The organism is Galactobacter sp., from assembly GCF_022712295.1.
In the GTDB taxonomy this organism is placed as follows: Bacteria; Actinomycetota; Actinomycetes; order Actinomycetales; family Micrococcaceae; genus Galactobacter.
Genome location: NZ_JALAGT010000081.1, coordinates 1 through 18,309 on the forward strand (window position 1 = coordinate 1; position 18,309 = coordinate 18,309).

Here is an 18,309-nt window from a genome sequence, read left to right on the forward strand (position 1 = left end):
CTCCGCGACGAGGGCCTGCCTGGCCAATGACCAGATGTCGGTCACCGGCGCCATGATCATGAGGCACACCGTGTAGACCACGAGGGACGCTTCGGAATCCGAGGCCAGCGTCAGGGCCATGGTTCCGAGCACCAGCACCGCCGTGATGCCTGCGGTGACCATGGCCACGGTGTCGCCCACGCGATCGATGAAGATGCCGGCCGGGATGGTACCGATCAGGGACACGGCACCCATGATCCCCACCAGGACCGCGGCGTAGGACGTCTGCGCGCCGATGCTCAGCGCGGCCAGAGCCAACACCGGCATGATGGCACCGAGCGCCACGGCCAACAGCCACGAGGGGATCAGGACGGGGACCAGGATGGGCGCGTACGTCCTCATGGCTTTCACGCTCCTCCCGATACCCCCGTTGATCCGAGAATCACCTTATCGCTGTCGACGAGGCGCTCTGGATTCGCCCCCGTGCTCGGATTCGTCCTGGTGCTGGCATCCGCCCTCGTCCTCGCATCCATGGAGCCGATTCGGTGACCCAGATCCGGGAGTGGGGGCCGATCCGGGAATGAGGGCAACATGGCGCAGGGATAGGCTTGGCCACGTGCCTGCCGATCCCGTCTATCTCGACCACGCCGCAACCACCCCCCTGAGTACACCCGCACGGGAGGCGCTGGAAGCGCACCTGGGACTGGTGGGCAATCCCAGCTCCCTGCACACAGCAGGTCGCCGGGCCCACCGGATTGTGGAGGAGGGCCGGGAACGGCTCGCCGCTGCACTGGGTGTGCACCCGACCGAACTCATCATGACCTCCGGCGGGACCGAGGCGGACAATCTGGGTCTCAAGGGCGCGTGGTGGGCCGCCCGCAGCAAGCACCCGGCACGGGACACCATCGTGGTCACCGGGGCCGAGCACCACGCGGTGCTGGACACCGTGGAGTGGCTCGTTGCCCACGAGGGCGCACGCATGGTGCAGGTTCCCCTCCTCACAGACTCCTCCCGGGACGGCGTCGTGGACCTGGACGCATGGACGCGAACCTTGCGGGCCAACGCGGATCGCGTCGCCGTGGCCACACTCATGTGGGCCAACAACGAGGTCGGCACCATTCAACCCGTTGAGCAGGCGGCCGAGGCCGCGGCAGAGGTGGGGGCCACCTTCCACACCGACGCGGTCCAGGCACTCGGCCACGTGCCCGTCCAGCTGCGCGCTCCGGGTATCGCATCGGCGGCCGTGACCGCCCACAAACTCGGGGGACCCGTAGGCATCGGGGCGCTGGTGCTCGGGCGGGACCAGGCCCCAACACCGCTCATCCACGGCGGCGGTCACCAACGTGGATTGCGCTCGGGGACCCTGGACGTGCTCGGGACCGTCGCCTTCGCCGCCGCTGCGGAGCATGCGTTGCAGCACACGGATGACGAGGCCGCTCGACTGCGGGCCTTGAGTGCGCGGCTCATCTCAGGCGTACGTTCCCTGGCTCCCGACGCCGTGCTGAACGGACCGGATCCCGACCTGCCGGGTACGCAACAGCGTCGCCTGCCGGGAACCGTTCACTTCACCTTTCCAGGCTGCGAGGGGGATTCCGTGCTGTTCATGTTGGACATGGCAGGAATCGCCACCTCCACCGGATCGGCCTGTACCGCCGGAGTCGCGGGCCCCAGCCACGTCCTGGTGGCCATGGGCCGCAGCGATGATGACGCCCGCAGCGTGCAGCGTTTCAGCCTCGGGGCCGGAAGTACCGAAGGTGACGTCGATGTCGTACTCACGGCGCTGCCAGGTGTGCTCTCCGCGGCGCGAGCAGCAGGACTCAACGCGGCGGCCAGGACGAACGCACGCTGAGGCCGATGCTCTCGCGGCCGCCTGGCTGCGCTCGCCGGCGCTCGCCGCCTCTCGGGTGCTCGCGGTTGCGGACTCTGCGGCGGATGACTCGGCCGCCATGGGAACAGATTCGGCCCCGTCCGCGTTGCACCACAGAGGTGTGTTCACTCGAGTTCCACATCACTACACTTGACCGGTCAGGCACTGTGCGGACAGCGGGACGCATCACGCTGAGGATGCGGCGCACGGAAGACGCGGCATCCGGACGACGCAGCGCACTGAAGAACCAAGATCACGAGGACAGGTAAGCAGCATGAGGGTATTGGCAGCGATGAGCGGCGGCGTGGACTCTGCGGTGGCCGCAGCCCGCGCGGTCGAGGCGGGGCACGACGTGGTCGGCGTCCACCTTGCGCTCTCCCGCATGCCCGGAACGCTGCGCACCGGCTCGCGCGGATGCTGCACCATCGAGGATTCCAACGACGCCTTCCGCGCCTGCGACACCCTCGGCATCCCCTTCTACGTCTGGGACTTCTCCGATCGCTTCAAGGCAGACGTGGTGGACGACTTCGTGGCGGAGTACGCAGCGGGCCGCACCCCGAACCCATGCCTGCGCTGCAACGAGAAGATCAAGTTCGAGGCCCTACTCGACAAGGCCATCGCGCTCGGATTCGACCAGGTCGTCACCGGCCACTACGCCAAGGTGGTCCGCGACGAGGACAACCGCCCCACCCTGCTGCGCGCCGCCGACCACGCCAAGGACCAGTCCTACGTGCTCGGTGTCCTGCGGGAGGACCAACTGGACCACTGCTGGTTCCCCCTGGCGGACACCCCGACCAAGGCCGAGGTGCGGGCCGAGGCCGAAGAACGCGGACTCGGTGTGGCCTCGAAGCCGGACAGCCACGACATCTGCTTCATCCCGGACGGCGACACCAAGGGCTTCCTTGCGGAACGCATCGACATGACCCCCGGTGAGATCGTGGACCAGGACGGGGTCACGGTCGGGGAACACGAGGGCGCCAACGCCTACACGGTGGGCCAGCGCCGCGGCCTGAAGCTCGGCCATCCCGCACCGGACGGCAAGCCGCGCTTCGTGCTGCAGATCCGGCCCAAGGACAACCGCGTGGTCGTGGGTCCCAAGGATCTGCTGGACGTCGACCGGCTCTCCGGCCTGCGTCCCTCCTTCGCCGGTCCCGTCCCGGACAACGCGGTCAGCGGTCAGTGGTTGGACGTGGAGGTCCAGGTGCGCGCCCATGCGGAACCGGTCCCCGGCCGCGCCCGCTGGATCGTGGACCCCGCGCTCGCCGTCGACCCGGCCACCAATGTTCCCGCACCGCACGGCATCACCGCTGTGGAGGTCGAACTCGGCGAGACCGTGAAGGGCGTGGCGCCCGGACAGTCCATGGTGATCTACGATCACGCACGCGTGCTAGGCCAGGCCACCGTCTCCGAGGCGCACTCCTCTGCATGGGATCCGTCCGTCCTCGAATACGCCTGACCAACTGATCATCGCGCCCGGCCAAGGCAAGCCAAGGGAACAGGTGACCAGCCGCCGCAGGCGGTACGGCGAGTAACAGTGCAGAGGCACCGTGCGTCGGCTTCTAGGATGGGTACATGAGCAGCGCAGCATCCCCCTTCGACCCGTCCGCCTCCTCACTCAGCGATGATGTGGACCCCAAGGTCATGGAGGAGTTGTTGAGCATCCGCGGGAGCATCGACAATTTCGACGCCATGCTGGTCTACCTCCTGGCCGAACGCTTCAAGTGCACCCAGCGGGTGGGCTGGCTCAAGGCCACCTACCGACTGCCTGCCTCCGATCCCGACAGGGAGGTCGCACAGATCCAGCGACTGCGTTCCCTCGCCGAGGACGCGCATCTGGATCCGGCCTTTGCGGAGAAATTCCTGAACTTCATCATCGACGAGGTCATCCGTCACCACGAGGCCATCTCGGAGTCACACCAGGCCGCCCGCGCCACGGAGACCGAAGAGTCCCCGGACAAGTGAGCGACGCCGGCATCGAGATCCCGGTCAGGGCCACCATCCGTGCGGAGGTCTTGGGGGACGACCTCGTGGAGCCGTCCAGGATCCTGCGCGGAGAACTCGGGGACCCGCACCTGGTCCCGCTTCCGGGTGCGGTAGGCCTCCCCGGAACCATCGCGCTGCCGCGCACCGTGGTGCACCTCGCCGACCTCCCGGTTTCCCTCACCGCGCACGGCTGGAGACTGACGGGTTCACGGGCAGGCTACGACGCGGCCGCCCGCCGCACGCGGTCGCACCAACGCACCCTTCTGGGAATCGCTGCCGACCTCGCGGAGGGTCGGCCGTTGGGTCCCACCTCGATGAGCGTGGTGGGGCCGGCCACCCTGGTGGCCAGGCTGGCTCTACCGAGCGGAGAACCCGTCCTCTCGGACGCGGGAGCCGTCCGCGACGTGGCGCAAGCATGGATCGAATCCATGGCGGCCCTCGCCGGCGCCACCGAGGCCTCGCTTCCTGGCACACAGGCAGTGCTCGACGTCGTAGAGCCGGATCTTGCGGCCGTCACCTCCGGGACGGTCCGGTCCTCCTCCGGCTACCGCCAGCTTCCCGCCTGGGACAAGGCTCATGTCGGCGAAGCCTGGACGGAGCTGGCCCGGCGGGCCCGAACCATCCTGCCGGTGCAGGCTGCGGGCCTGACAGCTCTCCGGGACCTCCCGGCGCTGACTACGGCCGTGGCAGGCCCGGACGGAGAACCCGAGCGTCAGGCAGTGCCTCGCGTCGCCGTCAGGATCCGGCGTCCCGACGCCCCCGAGGGATACGTACCGGTCGCCACCTGGGTCGAGTCCGGGCACGACGTGGTGGTGGAGATCCCCACGCCGGACCCGGCCCCCGGGCGGGTCGCGAACCTGGCTCGGTCCGTCGCCGTTCCCTGGCGGAGGCTGGGGCTCGACGCGGCCGCGCTGACCCACGTCGTGGTCGCCACCGGCGCCGATGACCCGGTGACACCGCTGCGTCTTCGTGGGCACGCCGCCACCGCCCGAGACTGTGCGGACGCCCTCGAACTGGTTCGGCACGACGACCTCGAAGCCATCGCGTAGCGGTTCCATCTCCTAGGATGGGATGACGGCGGCCGCGCCGGCAGTGGCGCGAGACCGACTCAACGAACCAAGGAGCGTGTGATCCAAGCGATGAAGGGCACCATTCTCGTCGTGGACGACGACGAGGCACTGGCCGAGATGATCGGCATCGTCCTGCGCAACGACGAATACGATCCGGTCTTCTGCCACGACGGAGCGCAGGCCGTGGACCTCTTCCACCGAACGCGCCCGGACCTGGTTCTGCTGGACGTCATGCTGCCCGGGCAGGACGGTGTGCAGATCTGCCGCCAGATCCGCCAGGAATCCGATGTCCCCATCATCATGCTGACCGCCAAGTCGGACACCTCGGACGTGGTGGCCGGGCTCGAGGCCGGTGCAGACGACTACGTGCCCAAACCCTTCAAACCGGCGGAACTCGTGGCCCGAGTCCGGACAAGGCTGCGCGGCGGGGAACGGCACGCACCCGAGGTGCTCCATGCCGCCGATCTCACCATCGATCTTGCCGGGCACTCGGTCACCCGGGGCGGAGCCCGCATCGCACTGACCCCTCTGGAGTTCGACCTCCTCGTGGCCCTTGCCCGGAAGCCGTGGCAGGTCTTCACTCGCGAGATGCTGCTTGAACAGGTCTGGGGATATCGGCACTCGGCAGACACTCGACTCGTCAACGTCCACGTGCAGCGACTGCGCTCCAAGGTGGAGAAGGACCCCGATGATCCCCAGGTGGTGCAGACGGTGCGCGGCGTGGGGTACAAGGCGGGCCAGGCCTGATCCGGGTGGGATCTCGTCATGCTGCCGACGTCGGACCGCGGGCTCAGCGGGCCGGCTGGGATCCTCGTGGCTGGGTTCAGCATGGACTGAAGGCCTGGCGCCGTTCCATGCAGGTGCGCATCGTGGTCATCACGGTGATCCTGTGTGGACTCGCAGAGGTCGTGACCGGGGCACTGCTCTCGGCACGGATCGCCGATGGCCTCTTCCAAGAACGCCTGGCCCAAGTGCGTTCCGAGGCCACCACGTGGTTGAGGGCAGCCGACTCGTCCTTCCGCTCCGCGGCAACCGGTGACAGGTCCTCCACCCAGACGCTGGTGAACGACACGTTGCGCAGCCTGCGTGGCGACGACACCATTCAGCGCGAGTACGTGCTGCGAGTGATCTCGCGTGACGGGACCTCATGGGTGCCCGAGCAGAACTCGTCGCCGGAAGCGGAAGACGCGATACCCAGCAGCCTGGGATCCTCCGTCGAGGACGGCAACGAGATCTATTGGGAATCGGTGGCCCTGCACTCCGGGGACGAAACCCATCCCGGAGTGGCCTTCGGGAAACGGGTGCAGATCGCTCCGAACCGCGACTACGCCCTCTACATCGTCTATGACTTCCAACAGGTCCAATCCACACTGGAGCTGGTCCACCGCGTCCTCTGGCTGGGCTTCAGCCTGTTGCTCGTGGTCATCGGAGGCATCGCCTGGTACACCGTGAAACGGGTTCTGCATCCGGTCTCCCAAGCGGCGCGTACGGCAGAGAAACTCGCGGAAGGAAGCCTCACCGAACGTATGCAGGTCAACGGCGACGACGAGGTCGCTCGGCTCGGCCGGTCCTTCAACCGTATGGCCGATTCCCTGGCAGCACAGATCGTGCAGCTGGAGAATCTGTCCCAGATGCAACAACGCTTCGTCTCCGACGTCTCCCACGAACTGCGGACACCGCTGACCACGGTGCGCATGGCTGCGGAGGTGTTGCACGATGCCCGTGAGAACTTCGATCCCATGAATCGGCGCAGCGCCGAGCTGCTCTACGACCAGGTGGAACGCTTCCAGGAACTGCTGGCGGACCTGCTGGAGATCTCCCGATTCGATGCCGGCGCCGCCTCACTGGATGCCGGCCCATGGGACATGGTCCCCGTGGTGGATCGTGTACTCGTGACCGCCAGGCCGCTGGCGGAGGCAGAGGGAGTGGAGATCGTGACCCATTTCCCGCCGGAGCCCGCCATCGTGGAGATGGACCCACGACGAGTGGAGCGCATCATCAGGAACCTCGTTTTGAACGCAGTGGAACACGGAGAAGGCCGACCGGTGGAGGTCACCGTGGCCGGAGACGCAGAAGCCGTGGCTGTGTCCGTCCGGGACCACGGGATCGGGCTGAGCCAGGAGGACGCCGCCCGCGTCTTCGACCGCTTCTGGCGCAAGGATCCGGCGCGGACCAGGACCACCGGTGGGTCGGGTCTGGGCTTGGCCATCGCCATGCAGGACGCACGTCTGCACGGTGGCTGGCTGCAAGCCTGGGGCGAGCAGGGGCAAGGGTCCGTGTTCAGACTGACCCTGCCACGGAAGGCCGGGGGAGGACTGACATCCTCCCCGCTGCCGCTGGCAGACCCGACGCCGGCCGAACTGGCCATGGCACAGGCCATCGAGGCGGACGACTCCGAATGGTTCCCCCGCACAGGGCTCGCTCTGCCTGGCAGCTCCGAGACGGACGCAGCGCAGGAAGATCCCGCCGCCGAGACCGTTCCGGGAACCCTGCACATCGGTCTTCCCACCACGGGTGGGATCACGATCCTACCGAGGCGTGGGGCCCCCGAAGACGTCGACGCCTCCGATCCACAAGCCGACGAAGGCACCCAGGAGGACGACGACCACGAGGGAGGGAAGTCGTGATGCGTGGAACAAGGAGAGCCTCACGATCCCGTGCCGCGCTGATCGCAGCCATGTGCTTCGTGTTGGGCCTCACGGCCTGCTCCTCGATACCCACCTCGGGGCCGGTCGGCACGCTGAAGGCCGAGGACGGTCGCGCCAACGCGGACACACCCAATTACAACGTCCACGGCCCGAGCGGGAACGAGAACCCGCAGGCCATCGTCTCCGGCTTCCTGGAGGCAGGTCTGGACTCGGAGGACAACTATTCGGTGGCTCGGGAGTACCTCACCACGGACCTGGCCCAGACCTGGGACGCCACGGCCGGAGTCCTGGTCACCAATGGCGAAACCACGTTCGCCGATGCGGACGGGGCGCAGGACTCACCCAACCAGCGGGTCACGCTGGCCGTTGAACGTCAGATCGACGCCAACGGGATCCGCACCGATGAGCAACGCGAGACCAGCCTGAACTTCAGCCTCGATGAGGTGGACGGGCAGTGGAGGATCTCGGATGCGCCGGACGGGCTGGTCCTGGACAGGGCGAATTTCTCCAACATCGTGGCGCCGGTGACGCTGTGGTTCTACGCGGACTCGGACTACACGGCGTTGGTCCCGGACGTGCGATGGATGGTGCGCAGACAGGGCAGGGTCGCCTCCGTGGTCTCGGCGCTGATGTCCGGACCCGCACCTTACCTTCGCGGAGCCGTGACCTCGGCCTTCCCCAACGGCGCCCGATTGTCTCGTACCTCCGTCCCCGTGGAGGACGGCACCGCGACCGTGGATGTCCCCTCGTCGGTGGTGGCCGCCGCCAGCGAAGCCCAGCGTGGACGTATGCTGCAACAGCTCGATTCCACCCTCGAACAGGAGGAGGGCGTCAAGGACGTGGACCTCACTGTGAACCAGAGTTCCGTTGCTCCCGAGTCCATGCCAAACGACGTTCCTGTCGGAGAGACCGACGGCGAATTGGTCGGAGTGGCCGATGACCAGCTCATCCGCTTCAAGGACGGAGAGGTCGAACAGATCAAGGGGGCGGACGGTCTCGATCAGGGGCTCTCCGGTGCCACCATGGCCCCGGGGCAGGACGCGTACGCCGTGCTCAGTTCCCACCGGAGTTCGCTGCAGGTGCTGGACTCCGGCGGCACCGTCAGGACCCTGGTCAAGGGTAAGCAGCTCGCGGATCCGTCCTACGATGCGCGTTCGTGGGTATGGACGTCATCGGCCGACCAACCTGGCAAGCTCCAGGTGAGCAAGGCCTCCGGTAAGGAGCGGGTGGAATTGGAACCCGACTGGTTGGCCGGCGACAGGGTCACAGGTGTGCGTGTTTCCGCGGACGGCAGCCGACTGGCGCTCGTGGTGGAACGCGAAGAGGATGGAAAATCCAATCTGTATCTGCTGGTTGCAGGCATCCAACGCGACGACGACGGACGCCCAACAGGGCTCGCCGCACCACTGGACCTCGGAGTCACAGAGGCCGATGCCACCGAGGTGGTGTGGGAGGACGAGAAGTCCGTGGTGGTCTACCGCGCCGATCCCGAGGACAGGATCCAGCCGCAGACCTCCGGACTGGATCTGCAACACGAGCTGTGGCCGCCGATGCTGCGGCTGGCGGCACTCACGGCGACGCCGGGGGCGTCCCGGCCTGCGATCGCGGTCAACGCTGCGGGAACGGTCTACCAGCGTGACGATCGCAATTGGCGAGAGATCGGTAAAGGCGTCCAGGAACTCTCCTATCGCGGTTGAGCCGATGTGAGACGGGACGGCTGACCTTCGCGTCGGCCGTCCCGGCGGGTTCTCCACATGAGTGGCGGCCCGAGCGCCGCAGTCACCGGGCCGTAGGGCACCATGGGTGCATGGGATTCTCGACCGGTGGCGGTCGGCTTCGCGGTTGGGCCGATACGGCCTGGCACTCCGTGCCGGCCCGATGGGGCAGGGCTGCCGCGGATGAGTTCGCGGTAGCCCTGTTTCCCTCCACGTGCCGAGGATGCGGAGCCGATGGCGGGGTGTGGTGCAGAGCCTGTGGCCGTCGGTTGGCGCGGTCCTTGGCGCATCCGCGCATCGTGGACGACCTGGCCGAGCTGGACGTCCTGGCGCCACGCCGGCCGGCCCCGGTGGTGGCTGCAGGACGCTACGGCGGCATCGTCGCAGCCGCCCTGCTCACGGCGAAAACTCGGCACGGCAGGCCCGTCTTGACCCGCTTCGTGCCGGCCATGACGCGGCTCGTGGCCTGCGTTCCGTCGGACACGGTACTGGTACCGGTGCCGCCGGCGCCCGGTTCTGTGTCCAGACGTGGGTTCGTTCCGGTCGAGGAATGTCTCAGGCGTGTACCAGGCGGAACCCGGCGCGCACCCGCCTATCGCCGTTGGCTCAGGGCGCGTCGAGGACTCCTGAACGGGACGACCCAGAAGGGGCGGGACCGCAGGCACCGAGGGAGCGCGGTGAGAGGCCGCTTCCACGCGAGCGCCGAGGTGCAGCCCGGAAGTCGAGTGGTGCTGGTGGACGACGTCATGACCACTGGAGCCACCTTGGCGGAGTGTGCACGGGTCCTGCGCGCAAGTGGCGCTCGGGTGCTCGGAGCACTCGTCCTGGCCCACGTTCCGGACCCACACTCGGTCGTTGAACATATGTGACGCGCGACACGCCCGACGTGAAGCTCTTCGCGCCAGGAAGTGGGCAACCGGGCCTTCCACGGGTTACGGTGAGACATGGGCACAGACGACAGTGACCCATCGTCTCCAGTAGTCGAGGCGGGGGTCCAGAAACCTCCGACCCGTCAACGCTTGAGACGCTCCCGAAGTCATCCACAAGGAGGATGCCATGGACCTGAACGTCAGCGGCCGCAACGTCAAGATCTCGGAGCGGTTCCAGGAGTACGTCGAGACGCGCACAGGGAAGATCGAGTCCCTGGTGCCCAAGGTGCAGAGGGTGGAAGTGAAGGTCACTCGCGACGTGAACGTACGCGCGTCGGCCGAGCAGGGCACCGTTGAAATCACCGTGCTTGGCGTGGGGCCTGCGGTGAGGGCTGAGGCGCGATCCTCGGACAAGTTCTCCGCGTTCGATCTCGCCTTCGCGAAGTTGATGGAACGATTGCGCAGGGCAAGGGACAAACAGAAGGTGCATCGGGGGCGCCATGCCCCCACCACGGTGCATGACGCCACAGGTGCGCTTCCGGTGGTGACTCCCGGCATCCCGCTGGCCGAGCAGGTGCTTCAGCAGCAGGCGGAGGACGCGGCGGTCGAAGCTGACGAGACCCCGGTGGAGATCCGCACCAAGTCCTTCCCGACGGTGGCGATGAGCGTGGACGACGCAGTGGACAACATGGAGCTGGTGGGGCACCCGTTCTACCTCTTCGTGGATTCCGCCTCCGGGCGGCCCTCGGTGGTCTACCGCCGCAAGGGCTGGTCCTATGGCATCATCTCGCTGGATCCCGAGGCGCAGGACGCGTCGGAGGAATCGGTCTCCGGTTACCGCGGGGCGGAGCCCGTGCCGCAGGCCTGACCTCGACAGCATCGCTCCAGGGGCGTACCGGGACCACCCGGTGCGCCCCTGGCGCGTGAAATCCTGGGAACATCCTGGGGAGAGACGGTTCCGCGAACCCGTAGACTGCCCTGGGGCCTTGGTGGGCTCACGACCGAACACGTTAGCGACGGGAGAGACCCAAAGGTGGCAAACCTTTTCGAGAAGATCCTGAAGGCCGGGGACAAGAAGGTCCTCAAGCGCCTGAAGGGATTCACCGAACAGATCAACGCCCTCGAGGACGCCTACAAGGAGCTCACCGACGAGGAGTTGCGCTCTCTGACGGATGAGTTCAAGGAGCGCCTTGCCGAGGGGGAGGACCTGGACTCCCTGCTTCCTGAGGCCTTCGCCGCAGTGCGCGAGGCCGCAGACCGGACCCTCGGTATGCGTCACTTCGACGTTCAGCTGATGGGTGGGGCCGCACTGCATCTCGGCAACATCGCCGAGATGAAGACCGGTGAAGGCAAGACGCTCGTCGCCACCGCTCCCGCCTACCTCAATGCCCTGACCGGTCGGGGCGTTCACGTGGTCACCACCAACGACTTCCTGGCCTCATACCAGGCGGATCTCATGGGACGCGTGTTCCGCTTCCTCGGTATGAGCACCGGGTGCATCGTGTCCAACCAGGACCCGGCCACCCGCCGCGAACAGTACGCAGCGGACATCACCTACGGAACCAACAACGAGTTCGGTTTCGACTACCTGCGCGACAACATGGCCTGGAGCAAGGACGAACTGGTCCAGCGCGGCCACTACTTCTCCGTCGTCGACGAGGTCGACTCGATCCTGATCGACGAGGCCCGTACCCCGCTGATCATCTCCGGGCCCGCCTCCGGCGACGTCAACCGTTGGTACGTCGAGTTCGCCTCCTTGGTGCGTCGTCTCAATATCGACACCGACTACGAGGTGGACGAGAAGAAGCGCACGGTGGGCGTCCTGGAACCCGGCATCGAGAAGGTAGAGGACTACCTCGGAATCGACAACCTCTATGAGTCCGCCAACACCCCGCTGATCGGTTTCCTCAACAACGCGGTGAAGGCCAAGGAACTCTTCAAGCGGGACAAGGACTACGTCGTCATCGACGGCGAGGTCATGATCGTTGACGAGCACACGGGCCGGTCGCTGCCCGGACGCCGCTACAACGAGGGCATGCACCAGGCCATCGAGGCCAAGGAAGGCGTGGAGATCAAGGCCGAGAACCAGACCTTGGCCACGGTCACCCTGCAGAACTACTTCCGCATGTACGAGAAGCTCTCCGGCATGACCGGCACGGCCGTCACCGAGGCGGCCGAATTCATGGGCACCTACAAGTTGGGCGTCGTGGAGATCCCCACCAACAAGCCCATGCAGCGTGTCGACAAACCGGACCTGATCTACAAGAACGAGATCGCCAAGTTCGACGCCGTGGTCGAGGACATCGTGGAACGACACGAGGCCGGTCAACCCGTGCTCGTCGGAACCACGAGCGTGGAGAAGTCCGAGTATCTCTCACAGAAGCTGGCCAAGCGCGGCGTCCGCCACGAGGTCTTGAACGCGAAGCACCACGAGCGCGAGGCCGGCATCGTGGCTCAGGCCGGTCGCAAGGGCGGCGTGACCGTGGCGACCAACATGGCGGGCCGCGGTACCGACATCATGCTCGGCGGTAACGCCGAGTTCAACGCGGTCGCCGAGATGAAGCGCCGCGGCCTGGACTCGGTCAAGAATCCCGAAGCCTACGAAGAGGCATGGGACGAGGTCTTCGAGGCAGCCAAGCGTGAGGCCGACGTCGAAGGAGACGAAGTCAGGGAACTCGGGGGGCTCTACGTGCTAGGCACCGAGCGCCACGAGTCGCGCCGAATCGACAATCAGCTGCGCGGTCGTTCCGGTCGTCAGGGTGACCCCGGCGAGTCACGCTTCTACCTGTCCATGACGGATGAATTGATGCGCCGCTTCAACGCGGGTATGGCGCAACGCATCATGAACGCTCCGAACATGCCCGACGACGTGCCGCTGGAGTCCAAGCTGGTCTCCCGCGCCATCGAGTCCTCTCAGGCTCGGGTCGAGGGTGTCAACGCCGAGCAGCGCAAGAACGTGCTGAAGTACGACGACGTCATGAACCGTCAGCGTGAGGCCATCTACTCCGATCGCCGCCAGATCCTGGAGGGCGAGGACCTGCGCGAGAAGGTGCGCAACTTCATCGAGGACTCGGTGGGTGCCATGGTGGTCGAGGCCACCGCAGAAGGCAGCGGTGATGACTGGGACCTGAAGGCGCTGTGGAACAACGTCAAGGTGCTCTACCCCATCTCCATCACGGCCGATGAGATCGTGGACGAGGTGGGAGGAACCGCTCACCTCTCCTCGGAGATCCTCAAGGAAGAAATCGTCTCGGACGCCTTGGTGGCCTACGACCGCCGTGAGGAATACCTGGGCGCCTCGACCATGCGCGACCTGGAGCGGCGCGTGGTGCTCTCCGTGGTGGGCCGGAAGTGGCAGGAACACCTCTACGAGATGGATTACCTGAAGGAGGGCATCGGCCTGCGTGCCATGGCTCAGCGCGATCCGTTGGTGGAATACCAGCGTGAGGGGTACGCCATGTTCGAGACCATGATGGAGTCCATCCGTGAGGAAGCCGTCTCCCTGGTCTTCCACGCGGAGGTCGAACCCGGGCAGGATGCCGGCCAGGCACAGGGCGCCGGACTGGAGGAACACGAGGAGCCCTCCACCTTGGGTTACTCGGGTCCGGACGAGAGCGGCGACGCCGAGGCCTCCGTGCGCCGCACGGGTACATCGGATCAGGACGAATCCTCCACGTCCGCCAACCGGAACTCGGGCAACGGCAAGTCCGGCAAGACCAAGGGCAACAACAAGAAGAAGTCCAAGAAGCGCCGCTGAACGACCGCGCAGCGCCTGGACCGAGTCGTCGGTCCGGGCGCTGCGTTGTCTCCCGGGCGGTGCCGATGGGCCCGGTGGCGGGTTTGAGCGACGCCCGGCTCCGGTTCACCCGAGCTCCAGAGCGACCACGCGCCAGCGTCCTCGTTGTGATTCCAGCCGGAAGCCCAGTGCGCGCACCCTGCCGCCCAGGCCGAAGGTGGTCGACCCCTCGACTCCGTCTGCCACCATTTGGGTGTGCGTGCTGAGCAGGCGTAGCCGAGGGCGGCCGGGTTGGCGTCCCACTGCCTGCCTCGAGGACGGAGCAGGGCTGCGTCGGTCCTGCGACTCGCACTCCCACCTGACACGTCGACGTAGCTTCTCGTAGGTCACCAGGTCGCAGCTCTGGGCCAGATGGACCACCGGGCGCAGTCCTGCAACGGCCTCGATGATGCCCCTGGCCGCGGCGCAGGCAGCCTGCTGAGCCGCTTGCGGGACGCCCCTCGAGGTCGGTGCTGCCGATGGCACGAGATGTAAGTGGCGTTTCGGGAGGGGAGATTTCGGACCGGGCTCAGTGGCTGAACCGGTGTCTTCCGGGCAGGTATGCAGGGCCAACGTGGTCATGGTGTGCTCCGAACGGTTGGTGTCTTGGCGACGGGGGAGTCTTGATGGATGGGAGCGTGGGTGGGCAAAGGGGACGAACGCCCTCACCCGTCCGGAGGAAGCAGTCGCGTGCCCGGGATGATCAGATGCGGATCGCTCCCGATGACATCCCGGTTGGAGTGGAACCACCTGGGCCACTCCTGGGCGATGTCATGAGAGTTGGCGCTCGGACCCAGGTGGTCAGCCGCGAGGTCCCACAGGGTGTCTCCGGGGGACACGATCACTTCGGCCCTTCGAGATCCCCCGAGGGAAGCGGGCAGATCCGTGGCGGGTCGTGGCCCTCTCCACGTCTGTGGCGTATCGGATGCTCGCGGGGCAGGTGAGACGTGCTGAGCCCGGCTTTCCGGAGGATCGGCGTCTTGAGGAGTTTCCTCCTCGACGGAGGGCCGGGGCGTGGACGGGTAGTCGGGGGTGATGGGCTGTTCCGCGCGGCCGAGTGGCCACCCAGGATCCACCTCGTGGGCTTCCGCATCAACCATGGGGGAGATCGAGGTGACAGCAACATGCGATGCGGCGTGCGCGGGGGCCAACGCCGACAACGTGACGGTGGCCGCGAGACCGGTCGCTGCAAGACAGCGTCGAGGAAGTCGCTCGGCCCATGCCGGCATGGTTCCGGTCATGGCCCGACGCGCCCGGGCGATACCGGCGAGAAGGCACGCCCCGCTCCACCACAGTCCCCAGCCGCAGAGGCCGGCCGTGGCGCAGACGGTTGCCAGCTGCGTCCAGGTCGCTGTCGGCGATGCCACTCCCGGAACGAGTGGATGCCTCAGGAGCCAGAACGCCGTGAAGATGGCGCCGGGGCCGAGGGCCAGAAGGCCAAGGCGTCCACAGATCGCTGATACGCGGGCGGCCGGTGCGATCGATGCTCTGGGGTTCATGACCCGATGTCCCTCTCAGACGCTACTACTGACTGTTCAAACATGTTGTTTGATGGAGTTTGATACTTGTTGATGTGGGTTAGGAGTGTGTCACCGATGTGCCGAACTTGTCCAGAGGAATTTTTGAGCGGCTGTGGACAGATGGGTCGCGCCACTGAGCGCAAGAATGATGCTCGGCGGTGCTCCGCTGTCAGGAAGTCGCTGAAGGGCCTAGGATTCGCGCATGCGATTCGAGGAGTTGTTCGACGACCTCGCGGCTCAAGCAGCTGCCGCGGGCGAGCGCGTCCTCTGGGACGAGGCCAACGAGATGGTGCGGGCGGAGAACGTCTCGAGGACGTTGCTTGACAGGCTGTCGCCTGGGTCCAGGATTCGTCTGCAGCTGCGCGGGGCGCACGTCATCGAGGGGCCGGTCAGCCGGGTGGGGCGCGATGTCGTCGTCGTGACGCCCGATTCGGGGACGGAGTGGGCCGTGCGCTCCAGCGCTGTGCGGCAGCTCAGGCTGCTACAGGCGGGTTCTCCACAGGTCCGCGACAGGGTGGATTTCTCGGCGCTGCTGCGCCGCCTTGCACGAAGCCGACCAGCGCTGGCGCTGGCACAGGACGACGGCCGGACGGATCACGGACGATTGCTGTCAGTGGGACGAGACCACCTGGACATCGCGCTGGAGTCCGCGGAACGCGTCCTGATGGCGCTCGACGGCATCAGCGCGCTTCGGTGGCGGTCCGGGAGCGCACCGGGAACCGGGCGTCGCTGATCCACAGATCGGAACTGGCTCTTGTTCCGGACGAGGTTTCTGCGCCATGCTCTGTCGTTACAGCGATACAGCGCAACGATTCCTGGCCATGCACCGCAGAGCGGGAACGTTTCCGGCGGTCGAGCGAGCGTGTGGAGGAACCATGGACCAGGCAGAAGCGGCACCGGGAGCACGCTGGCGCCCCTCCGGGTGGAAGGATCCGCGATTGCTGATCGGCATCCTGCTGATACTGGCCTCGGTGATCGCAGTGGCATGGCTGGTACGTTCGTCGCAGCACACCACACCGATGTGGTCTGCTGCCGTGGACCTGGCCGTCGGCCAGGAGGTCACGGGAGAGGACCTCGTGGCGGTGGACGTCCGGCTGGGGAAGGCGGGCGATCGCTATCTGGCGGCGGACGCGGCCCCGCAACCCGGTACCCGTGTTCTGGCTCCCATCGCCGAGGGGGAACTCATCCCCGTCAACGGTGTCGGGCGTCCCGATCCGGCCGGCCGTAGGGCGCTCGCCGTCACGGTCGAGGGGGAACGACCGGTGGGTGTCGAACGTGGAAGCCGTGTGGACGTTTATGCCACACGGGCGGGCACCGTGGGAGGCGAGGCAGGAACGTCGAGCGTCCTCCTCTCAGGCGTGGAGGTCACCACACTGCACACCGCGGAGGCCACCATCGGTGCAACGATGTCCACCACCATCGAGATCCTGGTTCCGCCGGAGTCGGTCGCGGACTTCATCCGCGCCCGTGGCGCAGGGCAGCGCATGGATGTGGTCGCACTACCACCGGGGAGCAGCGAATGAATGCCATACCCGTCCTGGTCTGGGGGGACCGACCCGATCTGGTGTCCGACCTGGAACGCAGCCAAGCACACGTGGTGGTGGTCAGGCGTTGCGACGACCTCGCTGAAGTCCTGGCCGTGATCGGTGCGGGCATCACGTCCCATGCCGTCTTGGCCGGGCCCACCGTGGAGATCACGACGGCCTTCACCGAGGCGCTGACCCGAGCGGGAGGCCGCGGGGTCTGCCTGGTGAGCCATCCCTCGGAGGAACCACGATTGACCCGGATGGGCCTGCGCGTGCTCCCGTGGGACGCTTCCGTCGCAGAAATCGTCGCTGCTCTCGAAGCGCAGGCAACGATCGGGCCGGCCGAGACCACGGCGGGGGTCCCACCGGACGCGGCAGCCGAGTCTGTCCCCGGGATGGCGCCGCCGCTCGGCGCGTGGCGGCCCGCTCCACCGGCGGGGCAGGCGGATCCCGGACCGTGGTCGCCGCCGGTCGCACCGTCCACCGCCTCCAGCGCAGGATCCGGTGAAACGTCTGCTGAGCCCGGCACCGGTCACGCCTCGGGTACCGACGCGCCAGGGAGGATCACGGTGGTCTGGGGAACGCATGGTGCGCCCGGTCGATCCACCGTGGCACTCAATCTTGCGGTGGAGGAAGCCACTCTGGGATCCAGAGTCTGCCTGGTGGACGCCGACACACATGCGGCGAGCTTGGGGCCCATGCTCGGACTCATGGACGAGACCGCTGGCCTGGTCAGGTTGACCAGGGCGGTGCAGGAGGGGGAGTTCGACCCGTTGCCGGACACCGCGGCGCACGCGAGGGTGAGGGTCGGTCACCACACGCTGCGTTTCACCTCCGGCCTTCCCCGACCGCAGCGCTGGGCGGAGATCTCCGCAGAGGGATTGCGCACGGCCCTGAGTGTGCTGGAGCGGATGTCCGACCACGTCATCGTGGATGTGGCCGCCGCTGCCGGGCAGGACGACGACTTGGCCATGGACACATTTGCGCCCCAACGCAACGACGCGACCGTGGCGGCCCTCGGGATGGCTCACCGGGTGATCGTTGTCGGGACCGCAGACGCGATCGGCCTGCCACGCCTGATCAGGGCCTGCGAAGAATTGCCGGAGAGGATCGGCCCAGATACCCGGGTCGAGGTGGTGGTGAACAAGGTGCGTGCCGGATGCTCCGGGCCGCGGCCCGAAGCATCCGTTGCGTCTGCGTGGCGGCGGTTCGGTCCCCGGCAGATGGTCCCGCACCAGTTCCTCCCATGGGACCTGGTGGCCGCCGATGCTGCCGTGCTCGCCGGACGGGCTCTCGCGGAAGCGGCCCCACGCTCGGCCCTCCGGAAAGGGATCGCTGCCCTCGTACTCGGTGCGCC

The 18,309-nt window shown here is 67.0% G+C and carries 15 protein-coding genes and 1 pseudogene; 13 read left to right on the forward strand and 3 right to left on the reverse strand.

Annotation, left to right across the window (positions count from 1 at the left end; translation table 11 throughout):
- Positions 1-381, reverse strand: a pseudogene (locus Q0A15_RS06185) (arabinose efflux permease); the annotation flags it as partial.
- 214 nt (positions 382-595) lie between these two features.
- Here Q0A15_RS06185 and Q0A15_RS06190 point away from each other — a divergent pair.
- The 10 genes from Q0A15_RS06190 to secA all read left to right on the forward strand — a co-directional run bounded on the left by Q0A15_RS06190 (position 596) and on the right by secA (position 13,888).
- Positions 596-1,828: a cysteine desulfurase family protein gene (locus Q0A15_RS06190; RefSeq protein WP_291278653.1), complete on the forward strand. Its 1,233-nt coding sequence runs from the start codon at positions 596-598 to the stop codon at positions 1,826-1,828.
- 292 nt (positions 1,829-2,120) lie between these two features.
- Positions 2,121-3,302 (forward strand): tRNA 2-thiouridine(34) synthase MnmA, encoded by a 1,182-nt coding sequence (mnmA, locus tag Q0A15_RS06195; RefSeq protein ID WP_291278654.1) that lies wholly within the window; start codon positions 2,121-2,123, stop codon positions 3,300-3,302.
- 116 nt (positions 3,303-3,418) lie between these two features.
- Positions 3,419-3,808, forward strand: coding sequence for a chorismate mutase (locus Q0A15_RS06200; RefSeq protein WP_291278655.1), 390 nt, complete (start codon positions 3,419-3,421; stop codon positions 3,806-3,808).
- Entirely contained in the window at positions 3,805-4,878 is a 1,074-nt protein-coding gene (locus Q0A15_RS06205) for a hypothetical protein (RefSeq protein ID WP_291278656.1), read from the forward strand. Before Q0A15_RS06200 ends, Q0A15_RS06205 begins: the two co-directional genes overlap by 4 nt.
- A gap of 90 nt (positions 4,879-4,968) precedes the next feature.
- The gene (gene mtrA / locus Q0A15_RS06210; RefSeq protein ID WP_291278667.1) at positions 4,969-5,646 is read left to right on the forward strand and encodes an MtrAB system response regulator MtrA; all 678 of its coding nucleotides are present in this window, start codon (positions 4,969-4,971) and stop codon (positions 5,644-5,646) included.
- 5 nt (positions 5,647-5,651) lie between these two features.
- Positions 5,652-7,526: an MtrAB system histidine kinase MtrB gene (mtrB, locus tag Q0A15_RS06215; protein ID WP_291278657.1), complete on the forward strand. Its 1,875-nt coding sequence runs from the start codon at positions 5,652-5,654 to the stop codon at positions 7,524-7,526.
- Entirely contained in the window at positions 7,526-9,244 is a 1,719-nt protein-coding gene (locus tag Q0A15_RS06220; protein ID WP_291278658.1) for an LpqB family beta-propeller domain-containing protein, read from the forward strand. Before mtrB ends, Q0A15_RS06220 begins: the two co-directional genes overlap by 1 nt.
- 299 nt (positions 9,245-9,543) lie before the next feature.
- On the forward strand, positions 9,544-10,131 hold the full coding sequence (locus Q0A15_RS06225; RefSeq protein ID WP_291278659.1) for a ComF family protein: 588 nt from the start codon (positions 9,544-9,546) through the stop codon (positions 10,129-10,131).
- Between the two features lie 187 nt (positions 10,132-10,318).
- Positions 10,319-10,999, forward strand: coding sequence for a ribosome-associated translation inhibitor RaiA (raiA, locus tag Q0A15_RS06230; protein ID WP_291278660.1), 681 nt, complete (start codon positions 10,319-10,321; stop codon positions 10,997-10,999).
- A gap of 165 nt (positions 11,000-11,164) precedes the next feature.
- Positions 11,165-13,888 (forward strand): preprotein translocase subunit SecA, encoded by a 2,724-nt coding sequence (gene secA / locus Q0A15_RS06235; RefSeq protein WP_291278661.1) that lies wholly within the window; start codon positions 11,165-11,167, stop codon positions 13,886-13,888.
- 105 nt (positions 13,889-13,993) lie between these two features.
- Here secA and Q0A15_RS06240 read toward each other — a convergent pair whose 3' ends face one another.
- Positions 13,994-14,392, reverse strand: coding sequence for an Rv3235 family protein (locus Q0A15_RS06240; protein WP_291278662.1), 399 nt, complete (start codon positions 14,390-14,392; stop codon positions 13,994-13,996).
- Between the two features lie 179 nt (positions 14,393-14,571).
- Positions 14,572-15,405, reverse strand: a complete 834-nt coding sequence (locus tag Q0A15_RS06245) for a hypothetical protein (RefSeq protein ID WP_291278663.1) — start codon at positions 15,403-15,405, stop codon at positions 14,572-14,574.
- A gap of 223 nt (positions 15,406-15,628) precedes the next feature.
- Between Q0A15_RS06245 and Q0A15_RS06250 the strand changes: the two genes are divergently transcribed.
- The 3 genes from Q0A15_RS06250 to Q0A15_RS06260 form a co-directional block, all read left to right on the forward strand.
- A complete protein-coding gene (locus Q0A15_RS06250; RefSeq protein WP_291278664.1) occupies positions 15,629-16,159 on the forward strand; it encodes a hypothetical protein in 531 nt (176 codons plus the stop codon).
- Positions 16,160-16,301: 142 nt separating this feature from the next.
- Positions 16,302-16,949: a hypothetical protein gene (locus Q0A15_RS06255; RefSeq protein WP_291278665.1), complete on the forward strand. Its 648-nt coding sequence runs from the start codon at positions 16,302-16,304 to the stop codon at positions 16,947-16,949.
- The coding region (locus tag Q0A15_RS06260; protein ID WP_291278666.1) for a hypothetical protein at positions 16,946-18,309 on the forward strand (1,364 nt) is incomplete at its 3' end. The genes Q0A15_RS06255 and Q0A15_RS06260, both read left to right, overlap by 4 nt.